Source organism: Actinoalloteichus caeruleus (assembly GCF_049311605.1).
In the GTDB taxonomy this organism is placed as follows: domain Bacteria; phylum Actinomycetota; class Actinomycetes; order Mycobacteriales; family Pseudonocardiaceae; genus Actinoalloteichus_B; species Actinoalloteichus_B caeruleus.
Window position 1 is genome coordinate 4139390 of sequence record NZ_CP186005.1, and the last position, 19263, is coordinate 4158652.

General features: G+C 74.1%; 14 protein-coding genes. 2 read left to right on the forward strand and 12 right to left on the reverse strand.

The window, feature by feature from the left end; genetic code table 11:
- Window positions 1-293 precede the first annotated feature (293 nt).
- The 11 genes from ACOJVX_RS16595 to ACOJVX_RS16645 form a co-directional block, all read right to left on the reverse strand.
- Window positions 294-1529 (reverse strand): styrene monooxygenase/indole monooxygenase family protein, encoded by a 1236-nt coding sequence (locus tag ACOJVX_RS16595; RefSeq protein ID WP_026419187.1) that lies wholly within the window; start codon window positions 1527-1529, stop codon window positions 294-296.
- A 49-nt stretch (window positions 1530-1578) separates the two neighbouring features.
- The gene (locus ACOJVX_RS16600) at window positions 1579-2160 is read right to left on the reverse strand and encodes a GTP-binding protein (RefSeq protein ID WP_026419186.1); all 582 of its coding nucleotides are present in this window, start codon (window positions 2158-2160) and stop codon (window positions 1579-1581) included.
- Window positions 2138-2494, reverse strand: coding sequence for a DUF742 domain-containing protein (locus ACOJVX_RS16605; protein ID WP_026419185.1), 357 nt, complete (start codon window positions 2492-2494; stop codon window positions 2138-2140). The genes ACOJVX_RS16600 and ACOJVX_RS16605 overlap by 23 nt, the downstream gene beginning before the upstream one ends.
- Window positions 2495-2546: 52 nt before the next feature.
- Window positions 2547-2972, reverse strand: coding sequence for a roadblock/LC7 domain-containing protein (locus tag ACOJVX_RS16610; RefSeq protein WP_026419184.1), 426 nt, complete (start codon window positions 2970-2972; stop codon window positions 2547-2549).
- Window positions 2969-4417: an ATP-binding protein gene (locus tag ACOJVX_RS16615; protein WP_418155771.1), complete on the reverse strand. Its 1449-nt coding sequence runs from the start codon at window positions 4415-4417 to the stop codon at window positions 2969-2971. The genes ACOJVX_RS16610 and ACOJVX_RS16615 overlap by 4 nt, the downstream gene beginning before the upstream one ends.
- A gap of 1258 nt (window positions 4418-5675) precedes the next feature.
- On the reverse strand, window positions 5676-6491 hold the full coding sequence (locus ACOJVX_RS16620; protein WP_337661696.1) for a potassium channel family protein: 816 nt from the start codon (window positions 6489-6491) through the stop codon (window positions 5676-5678).
- A gap of 528 nt (window positions 6492-7019) precedes the next feature.
- Window positions 7020-7559, reverse strand: coding sequence for a hypothetical protein (locus ACOJVX_RS16625; protein ID WP_026419183.1), 540 nt, complete (start codon window positions 7557-7559; stop codon window positions 7020-7022).
- Window positions 7560-7593: 34 nt separating this feature from the next.
- Complete coding sequence (locus ACOJVX_RS16630; protein ID WP_422646909.1) at window positions 7594-9930, reverse strand: heavy metal translocating P-type ATPase; 2337 nt, start codon at window positions 9928-9930, stop codon at window positions 7594-7596.
- A gap of 116 nt (window positions 9931-10046) precedes the next feature.
- A complete protein-coding gene (locus tag ACOJVX_RS16635) occupies window positions 10047-10712 on the reverse strand; it encodes a nucleotidyltransferase family protein (protein WP_418155242.1) in 666 nt (221 codons plus the stop codon).
- Window positions 10713-11073: 361 nt separating this feature from the next.
- On the reverse strand, window positions 11074-12294 hold the full coding sequence (locus ACOJVX_RS16640; protein WP_337661699.1) for an XdhC family protein: 1221 nt from the start codon (window positions 12292-12294) through the stop codon (window positions 11074-11076).
- A gap of 98 nt (window positions 12295-12392) precedes the next feature.
- Complete coding sequence (locus ACOJVX_RS16645) at window positions 12393-12830, reverse strand: SRPBCC domain-containing protein (RefSeq protein ID WP_051314050.1); 438 nt, start codon at window positions 12828-12830, stop codon at window positions 12393-12395.
- A gap of 493 nt (window positions 12831-13323) precedes the next feature.
- Between ACOJVX_RS16645 and ACOJVX_RS16650 the strand changes: the two genes are divergently transcribed.
- Window positions 13324-14154 carry a DUF1684 domain-containing protein gene (locus ACOJVX_RS16650; RefSeq protein WP_035276188.1) on the forward strand — a complete coding sequence of 277 codons (831 nt, stop codon included), beginning with the start codon at window positions 13324-13326 and terminating at the stop codon, window positions 14152-14154.
- Between the two features lie 112 nt (window positions 14155-14266).
- On the opposite strand, the gene ACOJVX_RS16655 is transcribed toward ACOJVX_RS16650, so the two are convergent.
- Entirely contained in the window at window positions 14267-15481 is a 1215-nt protein-coding gene (locus tag ACOJVX_RS16655; RefSeq protein WP_051713519.1) for a carboxylate-amine ligase, read from the reverse strand.
- A gap of 713 nt (window positions 15482-16194) precedes the next feature.
- Here ACOJVX_RS16655 and ACOJVX_RS16660 point away from each other — a divergent pair.
- Window positions 16195-19254: a tetratricopeptide repeat protein gene (locus ACOJVX_RS16660; protein WP_422646910.1), complete on the forward strand. Its 3060-nt coding sequence runs from the start codon at window positions 16195-16197 to the stop codon at window positions 19252-19254.
- The last annotated feature ends 9 nt before the right edge of the window (window positions 19255-19263 follow it).

Here is a 19263-nt window from a genome sequence, read left to right on the forward strand (position 1 = left end):
CGGTGGTCTCTCCCCTGCAACCGGACAGGCACCTGTTCGCCGACGTTCGTGACGCCTCGCACCACTCTCCCCGAGTGGACGCGAGCCGCCACCCCCCGATGAGGTGAAACCGGGCCACCGCGCGCTCGGGCGGCGGCCCGTCGAGTCCTCCTTCGCCAGATCTCCGTCCCGGGGGTCCGACCGCCCACCCGGCCGGACCCACACCAGCACACCCGCCCCCGGTGGGGCGGGAAATCCTCCCGACACGCCCGCACGGCTCCCCGACCGCGCCCGGACGAGTGGTCGCGGCGGTCTCAGGCCGCCGGTTGCCCGAGCGAGGCCAGGTAGGCCCTGGCCTTGTCCTCCTCGAACAGGAAGTTCGTGTAGTCCTCGGGGTTGTTGAAGCCGTTCGTGATCCGGTCGCCGACGGCGGGATTCGTGTTACCGGCGGCGAGGACCTCGAGCACGTGCGGTTCCGGCGGGGCCAGCAGGGTGTTCGACCAGCGCGTGGAGAACTGGGCGTACTCCCAGTACCGCTCGAAGGTGGCGGTCATGAACTCCTCGTCGAACGGGCGGTCGCCGTGCTCGACGATGCTGGTCAGGTAGGACGCGGCGCACTTGCTCGCGTTGTTCGCTCCCTGGCCGGCGATCGGGTCGTTGACCACGACGACGTCCGCCATCCCCAGCACCGCACCGCCGGAGGGGAGCCGACCGACGGGCTTGCGGACCATCGGGTTGACCCGACCCGTCAGGTTCGACCGCTCGTCGGTGATCCGCACTCCCGCGAACCTGTCGCGCTCCCACGGCGCGTACTCCTCGAACAGCGCGACGGTGCGGTCGAGCTGTTCCCGGGGCCCCGGCGAGTCCCCGAAGCGGTCCAGCGGCCCCCCGGGGATCGCCGACACGTAGAGGATGTCGCAGGGACCGGTGTGCGTGAGGCCGGGCATGATGTACAGCTCGCCGTGCCCACCGATGAGGTTGATCCCGATGATGGTGATGTCGGGGTCCTCGGGCGCCAGCCCGTGGGTGTAGACGATGGCCACGGACCGCTGGGGGCCGGTGAACCGCGACCGGGTCGGGTCGCGGTCGAACATGTCGACCAGCTCACCCCGCCCGGCCGCCACGATCGTCAGGTCGTAGAGCCGGGCGAGCCCGTCCAGGTCGGACACGGAGGCGGGGTGGATGATGACGTTGCCGCCGCGATCCTGGAACATCTCCAGCCAGGTCGCCATCTTCACCCGCTGGTCCACCGACTGGGCGTAGGCGCTGAAGTCGCCGTGCCAGTTCACGAACCGGGTCCCGTCCGGCGCGGTGGCCGAGAGGTGTTTGCGTTTGATCTGGGGCGTCTCCGGCTCCCAGAGGTTCAACCCGTGGTCCCGCTCGTGTTGGAGGGCGGTGTCGAACATGACCTGGGTGGAGGTGACCCTGGCGTTCCGTATCTCCTCCGGCGTGCGGGCGGAGATCACGGTGACCTCGTAGTCCTGCTCCTGGAGGCTCAGTGCCAGTTGTAAGCCCGACTGCCCACTGCCCACGATAAGAATTCTGCGCATCGACTCCACTTTCCCCGAACCGTCTCGGTGCCGACCACGACGAGCCCCTTCACCCGGTCACTGCCAGCGCGTGCTTGATCGCCTCGGTCAGCACACCCCTCGCGTCGACGCCCTCCCGGGCGTCGCAGTTCACGATCGGGACGTTCGGGCCGACGGCGAGCGCCTCCCGAACCTCCTCCAGCGGGTAGACCGGTGCGTCGTCGAACTGGTTCACCGCGATGATGAAGGGGACGTCGCAGTCGTTCTCGAAGTAGTTCACGGCCGGGAAGCAGTCGGAGAGCCGCCGGGTGTCCACCAGGATCACCGCGCCGAGCGCGCCCCGGACGAGGTCGTCCCACATGAACCAGAACCGGGGCTGTCCCGGGGTGCCGAACAGGTACAGCACCAGCTCCGAGTCCAGGGTGATCCGCCCGAAGTCCATGGCGACGGTCGTGGTGGTCTTGTCCGGCGTCTCCTCCAGGTCGTCGACCGGGGCGCTGACCTCCGTCATCAGCGCTTCGGTGCTGAGAGTCGGCACCTCCGACACCGATCCGACGAAGGTCGTCTTGCCGACCCCGAATCCCCCGGCGATGACGATCTTCGCGGAGATCGCCGAGGCGCCGTCGCCCTCAGGAGATGGTCTGTAGCCCACGAAGCACCCTTTCGAGCAGGTCTCGTTGGTCTTGCTCGCTGTCGATACTGGTCGCGTGCACCCGCACCCGGCCCTGGTCGCTGAGGTCGCAGACCAGCACCCGGACGACGCCGAGCGGAAGCTTGAGCCTGGTGGAGATCTCGGCGACGGACTGCCGGCTGCGGCAGAGCTCGTAGATCCGCCAGGACTCGGGGATCAGGGTCTTCTCCAGCGCCGGGTCGAACTCCACCACCGAGATGAGAGTCTCCAGCAGGAGCGGCCGACGGGATCGGGTGCGCCCGCCGGTCACCAGGTACGGCCGGACCCGGGCGCTCTTACGCGAATTGTTGGTCACGACGCTCCTCGTTCCTCACGCGTCACCCCGGCACCGGGCCGGCGGGTGACGGTCACGAAGTCTTCGCCTCGCTCAGCTCGGTACGCAGTTCGGGGGTGAGCACGTGCGCGGCCTTCTCCACCAGCAGGGTCATCTGGTAGGCGACCACCTTCATGTCGCACTCGCCGGACGCCAGCACGGTCAGGCACGACCCGTCGCTGACGGACATGATGAACAGGTAGCCCCGTTCCATCTTGATGATGGTCTGCTCGCAGGCCCCCTGTTGGAAGAGTCGGGAACTGCCCTGGGCGAGGCTGAGCAGGCCGCTCGACATCGCCGCGAGCTGTTCGGCGTTCTCGACCGTCAGGTCCTTCGACGCGGTGAGCAACAGGCCGTCGACGGAGACGACCACCGCGTGGGTGACCCCGGGGACCTGGTCGACGAAGTCGTTGACCAGCCAGGCGAGGTCCTGCGCCTCATTACTCGATGGACGACTCATGTCAGCCCGTCCCGCTCCTTCGTAGTGGGGTTCACTGGTTCGCCCGCGAGGGCGGTGTCGTCCTGCGCGAGGTCCGACGGGGAGTCCGAGGTCCGGAGGTCGACGTCCCCGGCCGGGGCGGCGGACTGGGTGGCGCGTGCGGCGCGCGGGGTGCGTGACTGGCGGCGCGCCGGGGCCGACCGCTCCGGCTCCGGCGTGGTGGTGGGGGCCGGGCCCGGATCGGCGGGCGTCGCGGTGACGCTCTCCCCTCCGGCCCCGGTCTCCGTCGCCGGCGGGGTGGGCTCCGCCGCCGCGGTCTCCTTCCTGGCGGCGTCCTGCCCGAGTTCGAACCCGTCCAGGGCGTCGTGCAGGGCCTTGGCCGACTGGGCCGACGAGGTCCGCTCGGTCGCCGGCCGGGGGCTCTGCTCCGTGGTGGGCGCGCGGCGGGGGGCGCGCTTGGGCAGACCACCACTGGTGGTGCCGCTCACCTCGGTTCCGCTGGTGGCGGTCGGCTTCGCGCCGGAGGTCCGGGGAGGGGTCGAGGAGGCGGGTGTCCTGGTGGGGAGCGGGCTGGCCCCGGCGGTGCGCACCGAGCCCCGGTCGGGGGCCGTGGGGGTCCGGCCGGGCAGCGGCGGCCGCTGGGGGTGCGGCTCGGCGACGGGTCGCCTGCTCGCGGGCGCGACGATCCGGCTGCTGGTGGGGCTGCTCGCGGGCCGGGCCCTGACGAGGCGGTCCGGGAGCACCACGCTGGCGGTCGTGCCCTCGCCGGGGCGGGACCGCAGGCTCACCCGGATGCCGTGCCGGTGGGCCAGCCGGCTGACCACGTAGAGGCCCATGTGCCGCGCCACGCTGGCGTCGAGCAGCGGGGTTCCGGCGAGGCGGGCGTTGAGCCTGGTCAGCCGCTCCGGGGGCACTCCGATCCCCGGGTCCTGCACCTGGAGCCGCAACTCGCCGTTGGCGCCGGCCGGGGACGAGACGACCACGGCCGCCTCCCTCGGGGAGTTCGCGGCCGCGTTGTCCAGCAACTCGGCCAACAGGTGGCTGACGTCGTTGGCGGCGGCGCCGACGAGTTGGACGTCCGGCATGGTCTCGGTCCTGACCCGGTGGTAGCTGGCGATCTCCGAGGTCGCGGCGCGAACGACGTCGATGAGGGGGACCGGACCGTAGTGCGGGGTGTCGCTGTCCTTGCCGGCCAGGACGAGCAGGTTCTCGCCGTTGCGCCGCATGCGGGTGGCGAGGTGGTCGATCTGGTAGAGGAACTCCAGCTGTTCGGGGTTCTCCTCCCGTTCCTCCGCCTGTTCCACCCGCTGGAGAAGCAACTCGACCAGGGTCAGATCACGCAGCGCCAGGCTGGCCAGCACGCTCGGAAGGAGCTCCCTGGACTCGGTCGGGGGTTGCGGCTGTTGGGGCGCCGGGCCGTCCACGACCCGCCGCCAGAACCGTCGAGCCTCGTCGACGGCGCGCATGCGCCAGTGCGGGAAGCGTTCGGCTGCCTCCCGCCACGCGGGAACCGCACGCGCCAGTGGCCCGCCGGCCTCTGGTCGAGCACGCCGCGGATCACGCCGCGAGGCGGGCGAAGGAGACTGTGCCAAGGGAGAAATCTCCTTATCACGAAGAATCGGATCCGCGAAGACGTCGTCACGGGCCGGCGGTCGAGGCTCCGCGACCGGAACCCGGCGCGCGTACCGGTCGTCATTCCGGAACGCCGTCTTCAATATTCCAGCTATTCGTGCCACTGCGGCGGCGAGCATAGCATGATCAAGATGCCAGTATGAATAGGCCGGGGCGAGTGAGCCGATAGGAGGATTCCGCTAACCTCAGAGTTACTTGAAGCTTCAACTTCGCTCTCCGTACCTCCGAACGGCGCAAGCCCACCGACCGGTCCGCTTCGGACAGTGACAGTGACGGGCCGAACAGCCGGCGCCCCCGCCTCGGTCGCCCCGGCCCCGTCAGCACCGCCACCTGCGCATCCCACCCCCGATCCGGGGTGGACGCACCGGCGCGACGCCACCCCCACCCCGCCGCCCACGCGCCCGACAACCCCGCTCCGACCCGGGCGAACGAGTGGGCGACCGGGCCGTGGACAACCTCCCACTCACGCGAACGGCTCAGAAGAAAACGGAGGTTTATATCACACTCAGGTAACGCGCGCTCATTCTGGATTACCTCGGGATGCTCACCGGAATTCGCCGCACGCTCCGTGAGTGCGGCTGATAAGAAGACCGGCGGCACGGGCGTGGCCCCACCATCGGCCAGCCGGGGATTGCCGACCACGACTACCCGCGCCACCTGTCACGGCCCGTATTCGCGCGCCCGCCCGGCGGCGGTTCGGATTCCGCCTCCGCGTGAAGCCCACGTGCCACTCGCCTCGGCGCGGCCGGGGCGGGATTCCGTGGAGAGGCCTCGAGCGACGGGCCGCCTGCCCACGCGCACCGCGACGGACGGCGTCGGGGGGCCCAACCCGCGTCGCCGCGAGGGGGACCCGCCGATCCCTCCCCGCCGCTCCGCCGGTCCGCACCACCGGTGCTCGGGTCCTGTTCGCCCGCCCCGGCTCGCTCCTGGTCGTCCCTGCCCTCCCACCCCGGTTCCCCCGAGGGGACGCCACGAGCCGTCGAGGAGACCGTGGACGGGCCCAGGCACACGAACACCGCGTCCTGACCGCACGGCGCCGTTGCCCGGCCGGTCAGGTCCACCCGCTCCCTGACGAGCCCTCCGAGGACGCCGTCACCCTCGTCCTCGTCGTCGGGTCACCCGAACCACCCCAGTGGTTCCCCGTCCCGGGGGGCCCGCCTGGCGCCGGGTTGCCCGGAAGCTGGCGACCAGCCGGGCGAGCAGGGTCGCGAGGAAGACCTGCCCGGCGAACGCCTCCATCACCGCCAGCCCCCGACCGAAGGGCTCGGCCGCGGTGAGGTCGCCGTAGCCCAGGGTCGTCAGCGTCGTGAAGCTGAAGTACTGGAGGGCGCCCGGTTCCCCGGATCCGGCCCCGACGAGGAACGGACCGTCCCCGAACTGGTCGAAGGCCTGGTAGCAGGCGGCGAAGAACAGGCCGATGACCAGGTAGGCGCTCAACGCGCCGAAGATCGTCGTCACCGTGACGACCTGGTGGGAGAGGACGCGCCGGACGACGACGAGCACCACCACGAGGAGCAGGGCCGCGATCCACAGGTTGAGGACGCCGAGCCCGGCCCGCCGCTGGTCGGCGAGCAGCAGAACGGTGACGACGCCCCCGGCGAGGAAGGACGACGCCACGATCGTCGCCACGACCCGACGGCGCGCCCACGAGGTCCGCAGCGTGACCAGCACCGTGACGAGGAAGAGCGGCACCCGCGAGGCGGTCGCCCAACCGCCCTCGGTCACCGCGCCGAGCAGGTAGCCGCCCACCAGCAACCCGAACACCAGTCCGTACCGGTCCCGGTGGTCGTCGCTCCAGCCCGAGGAGCCGGCCGGGCCCCCCGCACGGGACCGAGCACCGCCGCGCCCCGGCTGACGCAACCCGAACGCCTCGGTCCACCCGCCCCGGGACGCTGCTGGCCGCCTCACCGCCGCCCGCCCGGCCCCGCTCCCCGTGCCGTTCCGGCCGGGCGGGACGTGCCCCCGACCGGACCGGGCTCCACCCCCCACCGACACCGCCGCTCCCTCCGACTCCCGCCGCTCCTGACTACCGCAGCGGGTCGAGGCCGGCTCGCCCGATCACACCGAGGGATGAGACCGGCCTACCGGCCCGGTCGGGCCCGAGCGCCGCCCCGGGCCAGCACCTCGAACCGCGCGACGGTGGGACCGGCACCGCGGCCGGCGACGGCACGGCCTCAGACATCGGCGGACGGCACGGCGGACCTCCCGCCGAACCTCCTCCGCCGGGTCGGGTCAGCCGGGTCACGAGAAAACTGGTTGCGACCTTGCCGGTCCCCGACCTAGTCTCGCCGTACACGAGAAAGGAGGTGGTCCAGCAGTGAAGAGCTCTAGGACTCGTGAGGTGGCTGTCCGCTAGGACCGCCTCGGCAACACCCACGCCGGCCCCGCTCGGTGGCGCGTCCACTGACGGGTGAGCGGTCGGCGAATACCAGACAGCTACCCGACCCCTGGAACCCCGAGCCCGTCCTGCTCGGGCCCATGCGAACCGCATGGGAAGCGTTCCAGGGGTCGCTGTCGTTCTGGGGCCTGGTCCGCTCCACCGTCCGAGTGCCCGAGGCAGGCCTCGGGCGGAGACGGGGAGTTCTCGCGGTTTCGACCAGTCCGCTGCCCGAAGGGAACTGGCGCGCGGCGGTGCTGCTGGGCGTGGACCGGGTCGTCACACTCCCCGGAGACGACGAACTCCTGGTCACCGCGCTGGCCGACGCCACCGAGCCCCCCGCCACCCGCGCCGCCCCCGTCGTCGGTGTCCTCGGTGGCCGGGGCCGGGGCGGGAGCATCCACGTTCGCCGCCTCGGTGGCCTGGGCCTCGGCCAGGCGGGGCGGCCATCCGCTGCTGGTCGACCGCGATCCCCTCGGTGGGGGCCTCGACCTGGCGCTGGGCATGGAGAAGGTGTCGGGCCCGCGGTGGTCGGGCTGCTCGACCGCCACCGGGCGGCTCACCGCGAGCACGGTGGGAAGGGCGGGTGCCCGGGACACGGCTCCGCCTCATCCGTGAACACCGCCCCGGCGGTCACGCCTCCTCGGCCCCGCCCAACCCCCGTCGACGGTCCACGTCCCGGGGCTCGGGGTCCGGGTCGGCGAGGGTGAAGAACGCCTCCTCCTCCTGCGCGAAGTGCAGGGTCAGTACGGCGTCGAGACCGTAGAGGGTGGCCCGCAGGTCGTCGACCTGGTCGGGGAGCACCCGGCCCCCCGACTCCGCCAGGTGCCGTCCCAACCGGCGGATGAGACGTTCGATCTCCACGTGGCTCCTGCTCATGGTGCTCATCGCCTCCTGCCCGCCGAAGAGCGCTCCGACCCTCGGGTACAGGTCCCTCTCCTCAGCCCGTTCGTGGGGCAGCAGGTGGTCGACGAGCAGGCGGTGGGCGCGGTGGAGTTCCGCGTCGGCCACCGGGGAGGGCCCACCGGAGAGTGCGTCGGCCGCCTGCCGCACCGCGACCCTGGTGGGCTGGAGCTCGTCGTGCTCGGCGGCGAAGCGGCGGAGCATCCGGTCGGTCGGGTCCCCGACCTTCGTGCGGCGGGGGCGCCGCAAGGCGCGGAGGGCGTACAGGATGACCACCACGTCGATGCCCTCCTGGGCCACCGCGCCCGCCACCGGCGGCAGCCAGCCCACCGCCGCCACGATCATCGCCACCACTGACAGCGACGTGCCCACGACGGCGCTCCGCACGGCGATCCCCCGGGTGCGCCTGGCGATCTCCACCACGTCGGCCAGCCGGTCGATCCGGTCGTCGAGGATGACGGCGGCCGCCGCCTGGGCCGCCGCCGTCGACCCCCGGGAGCCCAGGGCCACCCCGACGTCGGCCGCGGCCAGCGCCGGGGCGTCGTTGACGCCGTCACCAACCATGACGGTGATCCCCCGCCGCCGCTGGTCGCGCACGCACCGGATCTTGTCGGCCGGGGACGCCTCGGCGCGCACCGCGTCGAGCCCGAGGAGGGCGGCGACCTCCTCGGCGTTGGCGACCCGGTCGCCCGTCACCAGCACGATGTCCCGCAGGCCGACCGCACGGAGGCGGCGGATGGTGCGTCCGGCGTCGGTCCTGACGCGGTCCCGCATCAGCAGGGCGCCCCGGAGCCGGTCGTCGACAGTGACCCAGACCGGGGTCGCGAGGTCCAACCGGCCCCTGCTCGCGGCACCCCTCGCCCAGTCCGGCAGGGCGCCCTCGTCGCCGGCCCTTCCGACGCGGACCGCGCTGCCCTCGACCCGGCCCTCCACCCCCACCCCGTGCCGTTCGCGCACCTCGGTGGCGCTCGGCGGGCGGAGCCCGGCACCGGCGGCGGCGCGGACGACAGCGCCGGCCAGCACGTGGGTGGAGTAGCTCTCGACGGCCGCCGCCAACGCCAGCACCCTCGCGGCGTCCTCCCCGGGGGCGCAGACGACGCCAACCACCTCGGGGCGTCCCACGGTCACGGTCCCGGTCTTGTCCGTGGCCAGGGTGGCCGCCCGGCCGAGGAGTTCGAGCGTCGCGCCGCCCTTGACCACGACACCGGACCGGGCTGCGAGGGACAGCCCGCCGGTGACGGCGATCGGCACGGCGAGCAGGAGCGGGCACGGGGTGGCCACCACCAGTACGGCGACCGCGCGGACCGCGTCTCCCGTGGTGAGCCAGGACAGGCCGGCGATGGCGAGGGCGGTGGGCAGGAACCAGGCCGCCACCCGGTCGGCCAGGCGGGCGACGGGTGCGGCGCCCGCCCCGGCCTGTTCGGCGAGGCGGACGACTCCCGCGTAGGTGCTGTCCTCGGCGGAGGCGGTGGCGACGAGTTCCACGGCAGCCCCCACGCTGACGACGCCGCTGCGCACGGTGTCCCCGGCCCTCCTGGTCACCGGGTCGGGTTCGCCGGTGAGGGCCGACTCGTCGAAGGCGGCGTCGGCGGTGACCCCCGAGTCGACGGGCACCACCTCGCCGGGGGCGACGACGATCCGGTCGCCGGGACCGAGCTCGGCCACCGGGACCGGGCGCGGTCCGTCGGCGGTGACCAGTGTGGCCGTGCGCGGGATCCGGTCGAGCAGCGCGGAGAGGTCGTGGCCGGCCCGGCGTTGGGCGAGGGTTTCCAGGAGCCGGCCGGTGCCGACCATCACCGCCACGACGGCGCCGGCCAGGAACTCCCCGACGACGAGGGTGCTGGCGAGGGCGAGCACCGCGAGGAGGTCGGCGCCCCACCGCCCGGCTCGGAACTGCCCGATGACCCACACGGTGGCGGGGACCAGGCCCACCACCGTCGCGACCGCCCAGAGCACCCGCGCGGCACCCGGGTGCGCGATCCAGACGAGCCCGCCCGCCGCGAGCAGCGTCGTGGTCGTCACCAGCAGTGCCGCCTCGCTGGAGGCGAACGCGAAGCGCCAGTTCACCACACCGAGCGTCCTCCCGGCCGTTCGTCACCTCGTGGGTACAGCGTGCTCGCCGGGCGGGCACCTCGCCGCTCGGAACCCGGAGCGGGGTGTGGTCGTGGGGCCGCCGTGGCTGGTCACCGTGTGCCGGGTGCTCCGCCAGCGGCGTTCCGCCACGGCTCCAGGTCCTCGGGCAGGTCGACGTCCACCGGGTCGCCGACGTCGCCGCACTCCACGAGCGTGACCTTCCGCCGGGCGAGGTAGGGGCGGGCACCGGTGTCGCCGGCGGCCGACCGCGCCACACCCGCCCAGTGGGCACGCCCGATCAGGACGGGGTGTCCTCGCCGCCCCTGGTAGGTCGCCACGGCGAGCGCCGCGCCGGGACGGATCGTCCCGGGTGTTCCTGGTTCGGCTGTCGCGGTCCGGCGGACCCGGTCGACGGCGGCCGGGGTGAGCCCCGGGAGGTCGACGGGTACCACCAGCGCGGCGTGCGCGCCGCGCCGGAGCAGGGCGTCCAGTCCGGCTCGCAGGCTGGACCCGACCCCGGTGGCCCAGTCCTCGTTGTCGACCGCCAGGACGGGAACGGGGAAGCGGGCCCGCCGGCGCACCTCGTCGCGCGCGGCGCCGAGCACCACCGCTATCGGCGAGCACCCGCCGGCGGCCAGCGCGGCGACGGCCCGCTCGACCAGGAGTTCGCCGTCCAGGGCGGCGAGGGCCTTGGGCCGACCGAAGCGCCGGCCGGCCCCGGCGGCGAGCACGAGGCCGGCGACGGTCGGGGTCGACCGCTCGGCCCACCCGGTCACCGGTCCGCTCCGGAGGACGGCGTGGGACGGCCCGGACGCGGGCGCGGATCCGGCCCGGCGGCCCGATCCCGTCGGACCGCGTCCGCCACCGGGCGTGCCGGGACGGCCGTGCGAACTCGGCCCGGAGCCGGCTGGGGGTGGTACGGGTGCGGCTCCGCCCGCCCGCGGTCCCGGGACGGGTCCGAGGTCGGGGCGAGCCGGCCGGCGGCAGCGTGGTGGAGGAGGAACGAGCGGTCCGACCGGCGGCCGCCCACCGGTCGTGGTGGCCGTCCCCTGGGCAGCGGTGGGGAGGAGTTCGGGCGGTCTCCGGCCGGCGGACGTCCCGTCGACCCTTCGGGGGGCCGCGCGTGGGGGTCGGAGGTCATCGCGTTCCCTCTCCAGTGCCGCATTGCGGTCCGGTTCGTCGGGGGGGCTGGTGGGGCGCCTGCCTGGTCCGCGCGGTACGGGGAGCAGCCGGGTGGACCGGGCCGTCGAGGGACGTCAGCGGCCGCCCGCTGCCGCCCGCGCGGCAGGCGATGATCTCGGCGGCCACCGAGACGGCCGTCTCCTCCGGCCGGTCACCCCCGAGGTCCAGGCCGACCGGAGCGCGCAGCCGGGCCAGCTCGCGGTCGCCGAGCCCCCGGCCCCGCAGCTCGCCGACCCTCCTGCGGTGGGTGGCGCGGGACCCGAGCGCTCCCACGTACCCGGCTGGTCCGCGCAGGGCCACCACCAGGGCTGGCACGTCCACCCTGGAGTCGTGGGTGAGGAGGCAGACGGCGTCCCGCGCGGTCAGCCGCTGCCCGGCCAGGTACCGGTGCGGCCAGTCGACGACCACGTCGTGGGCGGCGGGGAAGCGGCGGGCGGTGGTGAACAGCGGGCGGGGATCGCACACGGTGACGTGGTAGCCGAGGAGCCGCCCGAGCCGGGCGAGGGGGTCCGCGTGGACCGTCGAGCCGATGAGGACCAACCGGTCCGGAGCCGCGTGGGTCTCCACCAGGACCTCCACCTCCCCACCGCCGACGGTGGGAAGCCGGTGCCGGCCCGGCCGGCGGGCGGTCAGCCACTCCCGCACCCGCCCGGTCGCCGCCCGGTCGGCCGCGCGGTCCCCCAACGTCCCGTGGGGGTGTGGCCGCCCCGGCTGGCGGTCGCCGCCGGCTGCCCCGGCCGGTGCTCCGAGAACGGTGACCGCCTGGCCGGCGAGGGGGTGGTCCTCGTCGACGACGGTGACGAGCACCGCCTCCTGGTCACGGCGGTTGGCCTCGCGCAGGGCGAGCAGTTCGGGGTGTCCCTCCCCGGAGCAGCGGCGGACGAAGACCTCCAGTTCGCCACCGCAGCTCGCGGTCGGCGCGAGGATGTCCCCTCCGGAGGCCGCCACCCGCCGCCGCAGGCACCTCCCGGTCGCCAGGGCCTGCTCGGCCCACGCGTACACGGCGGCCTCGACGCAGCCACCCGCCACTCCCCCGGTCACCTGGCCGTCCGACTCGACCACGAGGGCGAGGCCGAGCCGGCGGGGGCTGCCGCCCGTCGCCTCCACGAGGCTGACCAGCGCGAAGGGCACGCCGGCCCCGGAGATGCCCGCGAGGTGTTCCACCAGATCGGACACGGTGTTCCCCATCCCGTCTCGGAGGGCGCGCGCCCCCGGTCGGGCCGTGACCTGGGAGCGGAGCCGGGCCGGTCGCGACCGGCCCGGCGGTCACACCCCTAGGCCGTGGCGCCGTGGCCGGCCAGGTACTCGCGGAGGTTCGCGAGGATCGGGGTCCACCCCTCCCGCCAGGACTCCACGTCCTCGGCCCCGGCCAGGCCGTCGTGCACCAGGCGGTACCGGACCTTGCCGCCGGGCAACGGCCGGAGTTCGAAGGACACCCGGGTGGCGGGAGACGCGGGGCCGCCGTCCGACGCCTCCTGCCGGAAGCTGTAGACGAGCCGGCGGGTGGGGTCGACCTCCAGCACCTCGCCGCTGTCGGTGACCCGGTCACTGTCGCCGTCGTAGAACCGGACCACCGATCCCACCGTCCAGTCTGACTCGACGCGACGGTCGAACCAGTACCGCCGGGTGATCTCCCCGGAGGTCAACGCGGCCCACAGCCGGCTGGGCGTGGTGTCCAGGACGTCCTCGTGCACGAACGCGGGGTCACTCATGGCATCGCACCTCCGGTGAACACGGATCACGAAGGAGGGCGGCGTGTCGTCCCGCCCCCCGGCGGCCAGCCCGCGTGGCTGACCGGTGCCGGAGAGCTCGGGAGGCACCACACCGCCCGCCGGAGGCCCATCGTCGCACTCGGGAGCGCCCGATCGGCGGAACGACGGGCGGGTGCCGTCGGCGAGGGCCGCCCACCTGCCGTCCGACGTCGTCCCCGCACTCTTCCGGGCGACGCTCGACGAGGTTGGGTGGCGAACCGACGGCTCGGCGGTCGGCGGGGACCGGACCGGCGACCTCCGCCGAGGGCAGCCGCCACGTCATGGGGTCCCGAGCGGGCCTCGCGAGCGCACCGGACGACCGCTCCTCCGGGCGGAACCGCCCTCGTCGTGGCCCCCTCCCCGCCCCTCGCTCCGCCAGCCCGCACCTCGCACCTGGACGCGTCGAGCGGTGTGGTGAGGTGGTGCGCGGGCATCGACCAGGGAGGAAGACGAGATGGGCGGCACGGGATCGGACACGTCGGTGACGTCCTCGGACGCGGGGCGCGAGGACGCCTGGAACCGGTGGCGGGAGGCGCGACGGCACGCGGTGACCGGCCCGGAGGGCAGCCTCGCGCTGGTCGACACCTGCTGGCCCGACGAGTCGGAGCGGCTGCCCGGACTGCCGGGGCGGTGGACCGTCGTCGGCGACGAGGTGTGGCTCGCCGCCGAGGAGGCGGACCAGGTGACCGTCGACGGCGATCCGCTGTCGGGCGAACGCCGGGTCAGCGGGGCGGGAGCGGGGGCAGCGCCGATGGTGCGGTTCCCCGGCGGGAGCGCCACCGTGGTGGTGCGGGGTGGGCAGTTCGGGGTTCGGCGCTTCGACCCGGCCGCCCCGGCCGCGTCGGGGTTCGAGGACATCGACACCTCCCCGTTCGACCCGGACTGGATCGTCCCGGCCCGGTACACGCCCTTCCCCGGCCGGGAGGTGGTGAACTACGCGAAGATGTTGGAGTCGGGACCGACGGAGCTGGAGGTCCCGGGGGAGCTGCGGTTCACCGTGGGTGGCCGCGAGTACCGCACCACTCCCCTGGTCTCCGAGGGGCGGCTCCTCCTGGTCTTCTCCGACGCGACCACCGGGGTCAGCAGCTACCGACCTGGCCGTTTCCTCCGGGTGACACGCCCCGACGTGAGTGCCGGCGGCACCGCTCGCGTCCTCCTCGACTTCAACCGCGCCTACCTCCCGCCGTGCGCGTTCTCGGCGCACTTCAACTGCCCGCTGCCCCCGGCGAACCACCAGTTCGACGTGGCGGTTCCTGTGGGCGAGCGGACCGTGCGGTACCGGTGAGGACGTGGTGGACAACCCCGGCCGGGCAGGGGGCGGCCGGTGGGGCCGTGACGCCGTCCCCTGGTGGCGACGGCCGTCCTCGGCGGGGCGGGCTGGTGCCGTGGGCCGGGGCTCAGGTGGGGCGGAGCGGACCGGTGAAGGACCTGCTCAGGTGGTCGTGCAGGTCGTCGAACCGCCGGCGCCGCCCGTAGGCGGCGCGCTGGCGGTGCGCGCCCGATCCGGCCGCGAACAACCTGCCCAGCAGGTCCCGCGCGGTGGCCCGGTCACCCCCGGCCTCCAGTCCGGGGGCGGCCCGGCGCATGAGTTGGCGTACCCGTCCCCTGGCGGTGAGCAGCGTGCCGGTCCCCGGGTCGAGGCTCATGCCCTCCAGTCCGTCGTGCGCCGCGCGCCACAGCGCCAGCCGCAGGGTGTGGTCGGGGAACCGGGGGCCCGCGCGACCGGCGTCGATGTCGGCGAGCGCGACCACGGCGAGCGCGCGGACCAGCAGCGCGTACAGCACCGCCTCCTCGGCCGTGGCGGCCACGTCGAAGATCCGGACCTCGACGGTGGGGACCCGCTCCGAGGGGCGGACGGAGAAGTACAACATCCCGCTGTCAAGAGCGGCGCCCGAGATCAGGAGTTCCTCACTCGCCCGTTCGTACCCGGCGAGCGACCCGAACCAGGGCTGTGGCACGGCCGAGGGCAGCCGGGTCCAGGTGACCGCCCGCCAGCTCGCGTGCCCGGTGGGCCGACCACCCGCGAACGCCGAGTTGGCGGAGAGCGCCAGCAGGGCCGGCAGCCACGGACGCAGGTGGTCCGCGACCAGGACCGCGCGTTCCCGGTCGGGCATCCCGACGTGGACGTGGCAGCCGCACACGGACAGGTCGTCCACGAGCATCCCGTACCGCTCCCCCATCCGCTGGTACCGGTCGGCCGGGGTGAGGGGGGTGGGGACACCGGCGGCGAGCGGGGCGCAACCGCTGGCCACGACCCGACTGCCCTCCCCGGCCGCGGCCGCCGCCAGCACGGCCCGGGACCGTGACAACGAACCCAGCAGCTCGCCGGCGGTCCCGCAGACCGGCGTCGCCGTCTCGACCTGGTACGGGGTGGCCTCCGCGCAGGCGCCCACCCCGGCCCGGTCGGCCGCCGCCAGCACGGAGGGTGCCGAGGCCGCCGGCCGGCCCGACTCGCCATCGAGCAGGAGGAACTCCTCCTCGATCCCGACCGTCAACACACCTCCCATACTCGCCCTGCCCGAGGGGAGGGTGTGGATCGAGCTGGGCTCGGGGTGCTCCTGCGGCCGGGAGGACGGGGGGACACCGGCTAAGTCGGTCTCCGTCTTCTCCATCTGTACCTCCGAGGGGAGAGGTCGTCGCCGAACGGCGACGGGTTCGGCCCGCGCGGGGCCGGCCGGCCCGGGCGGGTTGACGCGTGCCCGCGGAAAACGCGATCGGAACGCCGGAACGGGGAACGCCGTCGGGAAGGCCGAGCCCGCCGCGCGTCGGCCGCCACGGCTCACCGGGCGACGGCGGGCTGGTGAACGGCGGGCGTGGCCAGGGGGCTGGTCCCGGCTGGCGGTGGGACGCCTACCGGGTGGGATGCTCCGACCTGGCCAACGCGCGAGCCACGGAACGCTCGAAACAAGCGCGTTCGTTCATCGCAACCACCGTGCCCGTCTCTTCATCGTCCGCTCGCCACGGGGCGGGACGGGTTCGGTCCGAGTTCGCCGGCCTCGGTGCGCTGGCTGGCACGGCGGGAACGGACCGACGGGGACCCACCCGTCTCCTGGCGAGATGTCCGGCGAAACTCCCTGGCAATCGCTACTCGCTGCGGCGGAGGACCCACCGCTCGTGATGCTACCTAAAGTGTTGCCGGTGGCACAGTAGGTAATGGGTGGTGGACCGCTGGACCCGTCGTCCCAGGCCCTCCGGTCCCGCCGGCGGACGGTCCGCGCGCCGCGAGTCCCCTGCGCGGGAAGGGCTACCGTACAGCTGACGATTCCGACCGCTCCCCCACGGGCCGACCCGGGGGACGGACGCCGCGGCGAGAATGGAAGGGCGGGTGTCTTCGGAGGTGGGAGAGCTGTCGTTCCGCCTGTTGGGACGCGTCTCGGCCATTCGCGACGGCACTCCGGTCGATCTTGGTCCGCCTCGTCAGCGCACTGTCCTCGCGGCGTTGTTGCTCCGGCTCGGCGAGCCCGTTCCCGCGCGGCACCTGGTCGAGGCGGTGTGGTCCTCGACGCCGCCGGGAGCGGCCGCACAGGCGGTGACCGTCTACGTGTCGACGCTGCGGCGGACGCTGCGCGAGGTGCGCATCTCCGGGGACGCGGACGGATACCAGTTGGAGGCCACGCCGGAGGCGGTCGACCTGCACCGCTTCCGGCGACTGGTCGTGGCCGCCGGCCAGGGGGACCCCGAGAGCGCCCTGCCCCGGCTCGGTGAGGCCCTCGCCCTGTGGGAGGGCGACCCGCTGGGAGGCCTCGGGGCCGCGCCCCTGGTGGCCCGGTCGGCGGGCGCGCTCGCGGAGGAGCGGCTGGCGGCGTTGCGTCACCGCAACGAGATGCGCGTCGCCCTCCACCGGTACTCCGAGGCGGTGGCCGAGCTGTCCCGCTTGGTCACCGAACACCCGCTGCGCCAGGACCTGCGGGAGCTGCTGATGCGGGCCCTGCACCTGTCGGGGCGGCGGGACGAGGCGCTCGCCGTCTTCGAGGACGCCGAACGGGTGCTCCGACGCGAGGGGGGCACCGAGCCGCTCCCGGCACTGCGCCTCCTGCGCGAGGAGATCAGGAACGGGCGTCCCGGGAAGGCGACCGGAAACGCCGGCGGCCGGGAGGTGGTGGCGGAGGGCCGTCCCCAGCCGGGCCACCCCGTGCCCGCGCAGCTCCCCGTGGACACGGCGGACTTCACCGGTCGTGACGAGTTGATCGACCGGATCTGCCACCTGGCGCGGTCCGGGGAGGCCGAGTCGCAGGTCACGGTGGTCGTCCTCGACGGGATGGCGGGAGTGGGCAAGACCGCCCTGGCCGTGCGGCTCGGACACCGGTTGTCCCTCGGCTACCCCGACGGCCAGCTGTTCCTCGACCTCCACGGCTTCACCGAGGGCACGCTCCCCCTCGACCCGGCGCGGGCCCTCGACCGGGTGCTGCGCGATCTGGGCGTGCCGGGGGAGGAGGTCCCACCCACTCCGGCGGAACGGGCCACGCTGTTCCGGACGATCGCCGCGCGGCGGCGGCTCCTCGTCCTGTTGGACAACGCGGGGTCGGAGGAGCAGGTGACGCCGCTGTTACCCGCTGGCCCGGGGAGCCTGGTGCTGGTCACCAGCCGCCGGCGGCTGCCCTCCCTCCCCGGCGTGCGTCCCTTCTCGCTCGGTGTCCTGGACAGCACCGAGGCCGCGATGTTGTTCCGCAGGGTGGCGGGTCCCGAACGCCTCGGAACCGTCCCGCCCGAGGAGGTCGACGAGCTGGTCGACCTGTGTGGGCGACTGCCGCTCGCCGTGCGCATCGCCGCGGCCAGGCTGCGGGCGCGTCCGACCTGGTCGCCCCGCCACCTCGCCAGGAGGCTCCGCGACGAACGACGCCGACTCGGGGAGCTGGAGGAGGAACGTCGCAGTGTGGCCGCCGCCTTCCAGGTCTCCTACCGGCAGCTCAGGCCCGCGCAGCGGAAGGTGTTCCGGTCGCTGGGCCTGTTGCCGGGACCGGATGTCGACGTGGGCGCGGCGGCGGCGGTCGCCGGGTCGGAACCGTGGGCGGTGGAACGCTCGTTGGAGGACCTGGTCGACAGCCACCTCCTCGAACAGCACCTGCCCGACCGCTACCGCTTCCACGACCTGATCCGGGCGCACGCCGCCACGCTGGCGGAGGCGGTCGACGACCAGACCGAGCGGCGGACCGCGCTGCACCGGCTGTTGGACTACTGGTTGGTCACCGCGCGGGCCGCCGTCGACCGGATGGACTCCAACCGGACGACCGAGTCCCTGGCCGTCGCCCACCCTCCACGACACGTCCCCACCCTCACCGGTCCCGGTGAGGCCGGGGACTGGTTGGAGACCGAGCTGGCGAACCTGGTCGCCGCGGTGGAGCGGGCGGCCGGGTCGGAGCTGGCGGAGCACTCCTGGCGGCTCGCCGACGTGCTCTGGCGCTTCTTCCACCTGCGCGGCTACCTCGACCACTGGGTCGCCACCCACGAACAGGCGTTGGACGCGGCCCGCCGGCACGGCGACCGGTGGGAGGAGGCGACAGTCCTGCACAACCTGGGCACCGCCTACTGGCGGCTCGGTCAGCTGCCCTGCGCTCTGGACCACTACCAGCGGGCGCTGGCCGTGCGGCGGGAGCTCGGCGACAGGACGGGCACCGCGCGGTCGCTGGGCAACCTCGGCCTCGTCCTGCGCCGGCTGGGTCGGCTCCCCGAGGCCAGGGAGCGGCACGAGGCGGCGCTGGCCCTGTTCCGCCGGCTCGACGACCGCCCGGGGGAGGCCAGGGCGTTGGGGAACCTGTCCATCGTCGAGGAACTGCTCGGGGACCTCGACGGCGCGCTGGCCCGGCACCGCCACGCGTTGGCCGTCTTCCGCGAGTTGGACGACCGTCCCGGGGAGGCCAGGACGCTGGGGAACCTGGCGATCCTGTTGCGGAAACTGGGTCGGGAGAGCGAGGCCGAGGAGCACGACCGCGGGGCGCTCACCCTGTTCCGGCAGCTGGGTGACCGGTCCAGTGAGGCGATGGCCACCGCGCACCTGGCCGCGGGGATGCGCCGGGACGGGGATCTCGCCGCCGCCGAACGGGAGCAGCGGCGTGCGCTGGAGCTGGCCGAGAAGGTGGGTGACCCCGGCCTGGTCCACGAGGTGTTGCTGGAACTGGGCGAGACCCTCGCCAGGTCGGATCCCCGGGCCGCGCTGGCCGAGTACCGCAAGGCCGCCGAGGTGGCGGAGTCGGTGGGCAACGGCTACCAGCGGGGCCAGGCCCTGGAACGGGTGGGTGACGCCCACCGGGCGATGGGGGACGCGGCGGCCGCGGCCGAGTCGTGGCGCCAGGCGTTGGCCTGCTACCAGCCGCTGGAGGTCCCGGAGGCCGCGAGCGTGGCCGAGCGGCTGGCGGCGCTCGGCGGACCGGCCGCCACGAGCGGCTGAGGTGGCCTC